Raw genomic sequence first — 9080 nt, forward strand, 5'->3', positions numbered from 1 at the left:
TGCCCGCGAGAGCGGCTCGCAGGATTCCGGGCATCCGATACGAATGGATGGAGAAATGACTGACACTAGACCGCGACTCGCGCTCATCACCGGCGGAAGCCGTGGCATCGGCCGCGAGACCGTTCTTGCGCTAGCAGCTCGCGGCGTTTCGGTGATCTTCACCTACAACACCGACAGGGAGTCGGCGGACGAGGTCATCCGGGCTGCTGGCACGAAGGAGGCGAAGGTCACCGCGCTCCAACTCGATGTCGCGCAGCTCGAGCAACTGCCGGGTTTCGTCGAACAAGTCGACGCCGAACTCACCGAACGCGGAACCGACAAGATCGACTACCTCATCAACAACGCCGGCGTCTGGCACACCGCCTCCTTCGCCGACACGACCGTCGACGAGTTCGACCGGCTCTTTTCGGTCAACGTGCGCGGGCTGTTCTTCACCACGCAGGCGCTTCTGCCGCTGCTGCGCGATGGCGGCCGCATCCTCAACACCTCCTCCGGCCTGGTCCGCTTCGTCTTCCCCGGAAAGGCCGCCTACGCCATGAGCAAAGGCGCGATCGAGCCGCTCACCCGCTACCTCGCCGCCGAGCTCGCCCCTCGCGGCATCCGCGTGAACTCCATCGCGCCCGGCGCTACCGCTACCGACTTCAGCGGCGGCGTCATCCGTGACGACCCCGAGTACCGTGCGCGAGTGGGCGCGATCACCGCACTGGGCCGGCCTGCCGAACCCGAGGAGATCGCGGCTGCCGTGGCTGCGCTGCTCTCCGATGACATGGCGTGGGTCAACGGCGAACGGATCGAGGTTTCCGGGGGGATGCGCCTCTAGGCACCGTACGCCCGGCCGCTCGTACCCTCTCGTCAAGACTTGAGGGCCACCTCGAAAACCTCGGAGCTCGGCGACTCCAACTGGGCTTCCGCCCTGACCTGGTCGCGGATCGACGCATTGCTCGATTCCAACCGCCGGAGATCGGCCTCGGTCTCCCAGAAGGAGATGACGAGAGCCTTTCCGTTGTCGCGATCGGTCAGAAAGTAGAAGTCTCGGAAGCCCGAGAGCGTCGGCGCGGCATCGAGTTGCTCGCGTGCGAGCTTCTCGAGCACATCGAGCTTCTCGGCCGGCGCTTGGATGGTTTGCACTCGTGCGAACATCGTCACTCCTCTGTAATGAGACACGATCGTCTCATTTTGATGCGCCTCCGTCCACTGCCGATACACTCTCCTCTCAACTAGATCGAGGACCGTGATGGTGACCAAGAGCGAGACCGTGCGCGGCCGAACGAAAGCCGCGATCATCGACACCGCTGTGAACATGCTCGCCGCGCGGGGCGACGCCGCGAGCATGGACGAGATCGCCAAGTCGGCCGGGATCGCTCGGGCGACTCTTTACCGCTACTTTCCGAATCGCGAGCAGCTGCTGAGCGCGATGGCAGCCGCGACTGTTGATGAGCTTGCGTTGCGCATCGAGGAAGCCCAGCTGGATGCCGTGCCTTTCGAAGAGGGCGTGGCTCGCCTTTCCCGCGCCATCATTGCCACGGGCAGCAAGTTCGTGGCGCTCAATGCCGACAGCGTAACGTACAGGACGACGCATCCCGACTTCGACAGCCGCGTGACAGCACCGATGCGCGCTTTCTTCGCTCGCGGAATCGCCCACGGTGAGTTGAGAGGCGATCTCCCCGCCGACGTTCTACTCGACCTGTTCTCCGGCCTGATCAAAGGGGCGCTCGGTGCAACGGCACGCGGACACCGAGGCATTGAAGAGACGGCGGCCGCCGTCACCTCCGTCTTCCTGCACGGGGCCCGCGTGCCACCGCGATCCTGATCGACGAAACGAACAGCGCTTGACACGGGCGAAGATCGCCTTCGCGTGCGCGCATCACCTTCGGCGCCAGCGGAATCCGAGAGGTCATCTCGCGTTCTCGTCTTCGCGCATGGAATCCGGATGCCTCCACCCACGCCGACCTGGTCGGACGAAGCGCTACGGCGTGAGCTCGAGGATGCCTGCCTCTTCGAGGACGGTGATCGTGCAGTCGGCGGACCAGGCCAGGTGGTGCCGTGGGGCCACGATGACGCGCTCGCGCAAGTCGAACGGCTCATCTCCGCTTGACGCGGCACTACGGTGCCTGCAAACGGATCCTCTTGCGGGCGCTATCGAGTGGATAGGGTCGCAGGGTGTCGCTGACCTTGATGTGTGGGCTTTCCTTCTCGGGGAAGAGCACTCTGGCTGAGCTGTTAGCTGATGCCCTGGACGCCGACCTGCTCAGCTTGGACGCCATCAACGCCGAACGAGGGCTCGATGGTGGCCATGGCATCCCGCTCGAAGAGTGGGCGCGCACGAACGATCTCGCCCAGGCTCGCGCTACCAGCGCTCTCGAAGCTGGGCGCGCTGTCGTCGTGGATGACACGGGATCGCCACGATTCATTCGAGATGGGTGGAGGAAGGTCGCGGCAGAGTCCGTCACGAGTTTCTCGATTGTCTGGGTCCAGATCGACACGGAACGGCAACGGGAACGGCTTCTCGCTAATCGCGTTGCCGCGGGTCGCCACGATGTAACGGATGACGTGATAGCGGCGCACGTGGCCAGCTTCGAGGCCCCGACAGACGAGAACCCTCTGATTGTCGACGCGGACGACACCATGAACCCGGAGACCGTCGCGGAGATCACCAGGAGTATCCGCCAACGCGCTCCCTGAAGGATCCTCTCAACTGCCCCTTCGCACTCGACGAGACGTAGAACACGGCGTCGAACACAGCCGGGCGGCACACCGGCGAGGCGGGCCGCGTGACCTTCGCGTGGATGCTTTCTCTGAAATCAACGAGCCCGAACTTCCGTGGCCAACATTCGACGAACAAGCCGGTCGGTTCCTGTCGAAGATCGCCGGAATCACCCTGAACGAGAATTGCTCTTCCTCGTTCGACCGATTATGCATCGCCGCATCTACTTTCCATCTTGGCAACTAGATGCTAGTTTGTCCTGCATGGACGAGAACGATCCCAGCGAGGCGGCCGGCCAGGCTGACGATGCCCTCGCCGCCTACCGCGCCTCCAGCCGACCTCCCCTCCCGTTGCCTGCCGCTCTCGTGAGCGCCGTGGCAGCAGGGACGGGTATCGCCCTCCTCGGACAGCCTTTCCAGGGCTTGCCTCGCGCGGGATTCCTCGCGCTGGCCATTGCCCTGCTGCTGATCGCGGGCGCGATCCCCACCGTGATTCGCCATCGGTCGGGGCTGCACGGCTACCGGGGTCAGGTCAGACGCGACAACGCGGTCTTGACCATCTGCACCGTCGCCCTCTTGGTGATCGGGCTGACTGCCACCCCGACCCTCGGCGTGATCTACGTCGGTCTCGGAGTCGTGGCCGCCGTGACCTGGTTCCTCACCCTGCGCACCCGATTCGGCGCCCCCGCTGGATTGCCCCATGGATGACACCGCCGGTCTCGACACCACCCTCAGCTCACCCGTTCGACTGCGCATCGCCGCCTATCTCGCCGGATGCGACACGGCCGATTTCGCCGCCGTTCAGGCCTACTGCCAGATGAGCGCATCCAATCTCTCGAAACAAGTGACAACCCTCACCTCCGTCGGCTACGTCGAGGTACGCAAGGTCGCCTCCGGCCGATACCCCAAAACCACGCTCGCGCTCACTCCCGAAGGCCGAGACGCACTGACAGCGCACGTTGCCCGACTTCGTCACATCGCGGAAGAGGGCGTGGCCAACGGCGAACAGCACCTGACCAAGCCATAGGAGCCGCACCGTGAAGCTGCCGCCCACGTGCGGGAAGCCGAGTCGGATCGGTCAGGCCCGTGGGCGGCGGAGGGCGTCGAGAATCCGGGCGGGCATCCGGGTCAGTGTTGCCGTGGCTTCGTCCTCGAGAGCGGTCAGGTCGTGGACTTCGTCATCGGTGAGCTCTGCGGCGACGTCGGCGGCTTTGAGGTTGTCGTCGAGGTGGGCGATGGACGTGGTGCCCGGGATCGGCACGATGACCGGGGAGCGGCGCAGCAGCCACGCGAGCGCGATCCTCGTCTCGGGGACGTCAAGTCGGTGGGCTGGTCGACTGAGAGCGTCGAGCTCTCCGATAACGCCCGTGGCGAGAGGGTAGTACGGGACGAACGCAATGCCGTTGCGTTCGCAGGCGTCGAGGACTTCGACGCCTGAGCGATCGATGAGGTTGTACCGGTTCTGCACGGCAGCGATCGGCGCGACCTGCTGTGCCTGGGCGAGCAGTGGAGATGTCGCGCCCGAGATCCCGATGCGGTCGATCTTGCCCTCCTGGTGAAGGTCGACGAGAACGCCGAGGCTGTCTTCGAGCGACACCTCACCGCCGATAGACCCGGCACGTCCCTCGCTGTCACCCCAGAGCCGCAGGTAGGTCAGGTCGCTCCGCTCGGCGCGGAGGTCGAGGAGGGCGTCCTCGACCTGGGCGCGGATGGTCTCTGGCCGACTGTCGGTGACCCATTCACCGTGCGGGCCTCGTGTCGCGCCGACTTTGTTGCCGATGAGGACATCGTCGCCGAACGGGGCCAGCGCGGCGCCGATGAGTTGGTTCACCGTGCGAGGTCCGTACGCATTGGCTGTGTCGAAGAATCGCACCCCGTGCTCGACGGCGTACCGCAGCAGCGCGATCGCGGAGTTCGGATCGGCAGGCAGGCCGATGACGCGGGGCCCGGTCAGCTGCATGGCGCCGTACCCGAGGCGCGACACGGTCACGTTCCCGAGGCTCAGGGTCGGATCGAACCCGACGTGCTCGGCCGTGCCGGTCATGGTCTGGGTGCTTCCGTTGGCGCCTTTGCGGCTTCGTCCGCGATGCCGCGAAGCCATTGCGCGAGGAGCGCCGTTTCTGCGGGGGTGAACTGCGGGGCGCGATTCGGAAGATCCCGAAGCAGCGCGCGGGCGGCCTGCTCCGGCGGAATCTTCGTCGGCGGCTGCCCTGTGAGCTGTTCGATCAAGGCGTCACGGATCGCCTTCACGGCCGGATCTGTGATGGGCCGGTGCTGCCGATTCATCTGTGTAACGCATCCGATCGCTGTCGCGGTCGTCACCGACGCTGCCGTGGCGACGTCGATACGCAACAACCCCACGTCGTGCATGCGAGTCAGAGCTGCCTGCAGGTGCTGGTCGGCGGTCTCCGCTGCGGCGCTGCACCGGCCGGGCGCATACATGAGGGCATACAGAGCCGGGTTGGCGATACCGAACTCGACGTGCAGATCCCAACCGGCGCGGAAGTCCGCAACGAGCTCACCAGTGCGGAGCATGGCCTCCTTGCGGTGCAGGTACTCGGCGAACGCCTGCTCCACGACCACGTCGAGAAGACCCTCCTTCGTCCCGAAGTGGTGGTACAGCGTCGGAGCCGCCACACCGGCCGCTTCATACAGTTCACGCGTGCTGGGCACCTCCGCAGGCCGGATAGAGAGTAGGTGGGTCGCAGCGTCGAGAAGCCGTGTCCGTCCGGAGGTCATGTACCGACAATACATAATTGGGCAAGCAGAAGCTACCGTGGGTATAGATCTCCTGCGGATGCTCCGCCGTCTCGCTCGCAAGCCGGTTCCCACCGAGCATCGATCGCTGTCGCCTCCACGTGGGCGTGGGCTAAATCGTCCGACGCACGTAAGACCCCTAGGTGAGTAGCGGGCGCGGGGCTTGAGCCCGCGACACCACGAGTGTGAGCGTGTGCTCTACTCGGGTCTCCGAAAGCGCTGGGCAGCGAGCCGAAATCCGCGGAACTACGTGGTTTTTGAGCGTGTGATGACTGTGATCACGGTGGTTTTCATTCAGATGTGGGCAAAAGCGGCGCTCACGGAAGCAGGTCCAGCATCTGCGGTCTCGCCTTCATCGCGTGAATCACCAGCTCATTGCCGCTGTCGAACGTGAGTACCACCGTCTCGGGCAGACGACCATGGGTGTCGAATCCAAGACGCAGCTGCCGGGACGGACTACCTTCATCGAGGTCCTCGATCCACACCGCCCAGCTCGCGGCCTGGATGACATCCTCGGCAAGTATTCCGTGCTTCAGTGCCGAGCGATGAACCTTCACGCGGCGGAAGCCGCCAACGCCTCACGAATGATGTCCGAACGTGTCTTGCCCTCCCGAGCAGCACGCGCATCGATCTCGGCGATCTCCTCCGTCGTCAGACGAAGAGCAACAACCTGAGAAGGCTCCGCGCCGCGGCCGGGACGACCCCTGCCGCGCTTCTTCAATGTCGCGGCTCTCAGCTGAATGTGGTCCCGTGGTTGGATGTGGTCGCGACGTGCGGGCCGGATTGGAGTGAGAATGCCACTCGTTCAGGAGTACGGCCAGCGGCTGGCGAGCCTGGCCCCGCAGGGGTTGTCGTTGATCACGGGCCTTGTGCCGGTGAACACGAGCTGGCCGTTTCCTCGTCAGATGGACGTCTACGAAAACGGCATCGCCTTCTCCGTCCTCGGGAACGAAGTCTTCGCGTCGAAGCCCACGCTCACGCTTGAACGACGATTCTTTCGCCGTGTCTGGGCGTGCTGGGGCGAGAACGGATCCGAGCAAGCGATCATCGAGAGCTGGTTCAGCATCAGCAAGATCATCGATGTTCTCCGCGACGCCGGATATACGGTCAAGTAGACGCGGTCCATGTATCCGTGACCCGTCGACGGAAACCAGCGCCTTGCGAACCGATGAGTCCCGGAAGGTCTCTGCTCGCCCTCGCGGCAGCGCTCGCTGTTCTCACCGCCGTGCTCATCGTCGTCGTGTGGTCGGTCGGGGTCGGCATCAACGAAACGCTCCCGCGCGTACGTGACTTCTTCCAATGCGACTTCCTTGTCCCATTCGCGAACTGCTAGAGCGACTAGCCGACGCGGACGGTGGTCTCAAGGCTGAGACCACTAGGTGCGCAACGGACCGGTCAGCGGCCCATCGGGCGATAGTGTCGGTTCGTGTCCAAGCGGTTCTGGGTCGTGAGTGCGGCGATCGTTCTGGCCTTTGCCCTCAATGGATGTACCTCACAGAGCAGCGCACCAAACACAGCAACGGGCACAGCGAAGAGCACACCGCTTTCGCCTACGCAAACGACGTCGCCGATCATCGATCACGGCCCAGAGACGGGAGCCGAAGGAACCGTGATCGACGACGTGGCCGGTGATCCAGTTACCTACGTCGTTGCTAGCGGCGACAATCTCTCGAGCATCGCCGATCGCCTCGGGATCACCGTCGACGAACTCACCACCAATTCCGGAGCATACGGCCAGCTCCAGCCGGGAATGAAGCTCGCCCTCAGGCAGTGAGTGCACGCAGGGGGATCCGCTTGCGAACGCAGCGCGCTCTGCACAACGCCGCGGGGATTACGACTTCAGCGGTCCGCTGATGAGCCAATGGTGACCGAAGGGATCCACGACCCGGCCTTGGCGGATGCCATACGGCTGATCGGCAACAGCGAACATCCGCTTTGCACCCGCGGCAACCGCCCGCGCCGCCAGTTCGTCCGGGTCGTCAACGTCGAGGTGAATGCGGACCGTCGTTCCGTGCACGGTCTCGGGGCTTGGCGTGCGCAATTCAACACTTTCCGTAGCCAACCCAACCGGACATCCGTCGATCATCAGCACAGCCACTTGCGCACCGTCGTCGGAACGGACGCGTTCCATCTGTTCCACAGCACCGAACGCTTCGATGTAGAACTCCACCGCCGCATCCACATCCTTCACGGCCAGGAACGGCCAGATACTCGTCACAGTCGCACCGTACTCGATACCGTGAAGCGCCGATACCGCCGCCAAGCCTCGAGACATCACCGATCACAGGGCGATCGATTAGCGACGTCAGATCAGCGTGGTTCCCGGGACTGTCAGAAAAACGGTGGATCTGGGGCTGGCTTGACCGAAAGGTAAGGCAGTGACTCAGATGACCGAGATGATCGATCCTGTGACGGGAGAGATCATCGATGAACTGCAGATCGCCGAGCAGTTGCTCGCTCAGGCGAAGGAGCAGGGCGTCAGCCTCGTCGGCCCGGGAGGGCTGCTGGCAGGGTTGACGAAGACCGTGTTGGAGACCGCGCTCGAGGTCGAGATGGCTGAGCACCTTGGCTATGACAAGCACCAGCCCAGCGCTGGTGAGAACGCCAGGAACGGGACCCGGTCCAAGACGGTGCTCACCGAGGTCGGTGCCGTCGAGATCGACGTGCCGAGGGACCGGGAGGGTTCGTTTCAGCCGAAGATCGTGAAGAAGCGGCAGCGTCGGCTGGACGGGATCGACGAGATCGTGTTGTCGCTGACCGCCCGCGGGCTGACCACCGGCGAGGTCGCCGCGCACTTCGATGACGTCTACGGCGCCAGCGTGAGTAAGGACACGATCTCAAAGATCACCGACAAGGTGATCGAGGAGATGACCGAGTGGCAGAACCGGCCGCTGTATCGGGTCTACCCCGTCGTCTTCATCGACGCGATCGTGGTGAAGGTCCGCGACGGGCAGGTGCGCAACAAGCCGTTCTATGTTGCTGTCGGCGTCACCACGGCCGGGGAACGCGACATCCTCGGCATCTGGGCCGGCGACGGCGGCGAGGGCGCGAAGTTCTGGCTCGGCGTGCTCACCGAGATCAAGAACCGCGGTGTCGAGGACGTCTGCATCGTGGTCTGCGACGGTCTCAAGGGCCTGGCCGACGCGATCAACACGACGTGGGAGCTGACGACGGTGCAGACCTGCATCATCCATCTGATCCGCAACACCTTCAAGTTCGCGTCGCGGAAGTACTGGGATCAGATCGCCCGCGACCTGAAACCCGTCTATACGGCGCCGAACGAGGCCGCGGCACGGGCCAGGTTCGAGGAGTTCGCGGAGAAGTGGGCGAGCATGTATCCCGCGATCCGGGTGCTGTGGGAGAACGCCTGGGGCGAGTTCATCCCGTTCCTGGACTACGACGTGGAGATCCGCCGCATCATCTGCTCGACCAACGCGATCGAGTCTCTCAACGCCCGGTACCGGCGCGCGGTCCGGGCACGCGGGCACTTCCCGAACGATGCGGCGGCGCTGAAGTGTCTGTATCTCGTGACCCGCTCGCTTGACCCAACGGGACTGCTGCACGGATGGGTGACAGTTTCGGTTAGGCCGCGAGGGCCAGGGCTTGGTTCATGATGGTCT

Annotated in this window: 15 protein-coding genes; 9 read left to right on the forward strand and 6 right to left on the reverse strand. The window is 64.3% G+C overall.

What is annotated here, in order from left to right; all coding sequences use genetic code 11:
- The first annotated feature begins 55 nt into the window (after positions 1 to 55).
- Positions 56 to 820 carry an SDR family NAD(P)-dependent oxidoreductase gene (locus ACYVI5_RS08215; protein ID WP_460579784.1) on the forward strand — a complete coding sequence of 255 codons (765 nt, stop codon included), beginning with the start codon at positions 56 to 58 and terminating at the stop codon, positions 818 to 820.
- Between the two features lie 32 nt (positions 821 to 852).
- Here the strand turns inward: ACYVI5_RS08215 and ACYVI5_RS08220 are convergent, their stop codons facing one another.
- Positions 853 to 1284 (reverse strand): antibiotic biosynthesis monooxygenase family protein, encoded by a 432-nt coding sequence (locus ACYVI5_RS08220; RefSeq protein ID WP_460579795.1) that lies wholly within the window; start codon positions 1282 to 1284, stop codon positions 853 to 855.
- A gap of 46 nt (positions 1285 to 1330) precedes the next feature.
- Here ACYVI5_RS08220 and ACYVI5_RS08225 point away from each other — a divergent pair, with 46 nt between their 5' ends.
- The 5 genes from ACYVI5_RS08225 (at position 1331) to ACYVI5_RS08245 (ending at position 3730) form a co-directional block, all read left to right on the forward strand.
- Entirely contained in the window at positions 1331 to 1810 is a 480-nt protein-coding gene (locus ACYVI5_RS08225) for a TetR/AcrR family transcriptional regulator (protein ID WP_460579785.1), read from the forward strand.
- A gap of 120 nt (positions 1811 to 1930) precedes the next feature.
- Positions 1931 to 2095 carry a hypothetical protein gene (locus ACYVI5_RS08230; protein ID WP_460579786.1) on the forward strand — a complete coding sequence of 55 codons (165 nt, stop codon included), beginning with the start codon at positions 1931 to 1933 and terminating at the stop codon, positions 2093 to 2095.
- 65 nt (positions 2096 to 2160) lie between these two features.
- The gene (locus tag ACYVI5_RS08235) at positions 2161 to 2682 is read left to right on the forward strand and encodes a P-loop nucleotide/nucleoside kinase family protein (protein WP_460579787.1); all 522 of its coding nucleotides are present in this window, start codon (positions 2161 to 2163) and stop codon (positions 2680 to 2682) included.
- Positions 2683 to 2967: 285 nt separating this feature from the next.
- Positions 2968 to 3411 carry a hypothetical protein gene (locus tag ACYVI5_RS08240; RefSeq protein WP_460579788.1) on the forward strand — a complete coding sequence of 148 codons (444 nt, stop codon included), beginning with the start codon at positions 2968 to 2970 and terminating at the stop codon, positions 3409 to 3411.
- Positions 3404 to 3730 (forward strand): transcriptional regulator, encoded by a 327-nt coding sequence (locus tag ACYVI5_RS08245; protein ID WP_460579789.1) that lies wholly within the window; start codon positions 3404 to 3406, stop codon positions 3728 to 3730. The genes ACYVI5_RS08240 and ACYVI5_RS08245 overlap by 8 nt, the downstream gene beginning before the upstream one ends.
- Before the next feature lie 51 nt (positions 3731 to 3781).
- Here ACYVI5_RS08245 and ACYVI5_RS08250 read toward each other — a convergent pair whose 3' ends face one another.
- The 4 genes from ACYVI5_RS08250 to ACYVI5_RS08265 form a co-directional block, all read right to left on the reverse strand.
- A complete protein-coding gene (locus ACYVI5_RS08250) occupies positions 3782 to 4747 on the reverse strand; it encodes an aldo/keto reductase (protein ID WP_460579790.1) in 966 nt (321 codons plus the stop codon).
- Positions 4744 to 5442: a TetR/AcrR family transcriptional regulator gene (locus ACYVI5_RS08255; protein ID WP_460579791.1), complete on the reverse strand. Its 699-nt coding sequence runs from the start codon at positions 5440 to 5442 to the stop codon at positions 4744 to 4746. Before ACYVI5_RS08255 ends, ACYVI5_RS08250 begins: the two co-directional genes overlap by 4 nt.
- 335 nt (positions 5443 to 5777) lie before the next feature.
- On the reverse strand, positions 5778 to 6017 hold the full coding sequence (locus ACYVI5_RS08260) for a toxin (RefSeq protein ID WP_460579792.1): 240 nt from the start codon (positions 6015 to 6017) through the stop codon (positions 5778 to 5780).
- A complete protein-coding gene (locus tag ACYVI5_RS08265) occupies positions 6014 to 6220 on the reverse strand; it encodes a ribbon-helix-helix protein, CopG family (RefSeq protein ID WP_460579796.1) in 207 nt (68 codons plus the stop codon). Before ACYVI5_RS08265 ends, ACYVI5_RS08260 begins: the two co-directional genes overlap by 4 nt.
- A 34-nt stretch (positions 6221 to 6254) precedes the next feature.
- Here ACYVI5_RS08265 and ACYVI5_RS08270 point away from each other — a divergent pair, with 34 nt between their 5' ends.
- Together ACYVI5_RS08270 and ACYVI5_RS08275 are read left to right on the forward strand one after the other, a co-directional pair.
- A complete protein-coding gene (locus ACYVI5_RS08270) occupies positions 6255 to 6575 on the forward strand; it encodes a hypothetical protein (protein ID WP_460579793.1) in 321 nt (106 codons plus the stop codon).
- A 311-nt stretch (positions 6576 to 6886) separates the two neighbouring features.
- A complete protein-coding gene (locus tag ACYVI5_RS08275; RefSeq protein WP_460579794.1) occupies positions 6887 to 7234 on the forward strand; it encodes a LysM peptidoglycan-binding domain-containing protein in 348 nt (115 codons plus the stop codon).
- A gap of 57 nt (positions 7235 to 7291) precedes the next feature.
- On the opposite strand, the gene ACYVI5_RS08280 is transcribed toward ACYVI5_RS08275, so the two are convergent.
- Positions 7292 to 7678 carry a VOC family protein gene (locus ACYVI5_RS08280; RefSeq protein WP_460537908.1) on the reverse strand — a complete coding sequence of 129 codons (387 nt, stop codon included), beginning with the start codon at positions 7676 to 7678 and terminating at the stop codon, positions 7292 to 7294.
- Between the two features lie 169 nt (positions 7679 to 7847).
- Here ACYVI5_RS08280 and ACYVI5_RS08285 point away from each other — a divergent pair, with 169 nt between their 5' ends.
- On the forward strand, positions 7848 to 9074 hold the full coding sequence (locus ACYVI5_RS08285; RefSeq protein WP_460579797.1) for an IS256 family transposase: 1227 nt from the start codon (positions 7848 to 7850) through the stop codon (positions 9072 to 9074).
- The last annotated feature ends 6 nt before the right edge of the window (positions 9075 to 9080 follow it).

The sequence above is a fragment of the Humibacter ginsengisoli genome (genome assembly GCF_054780095.1).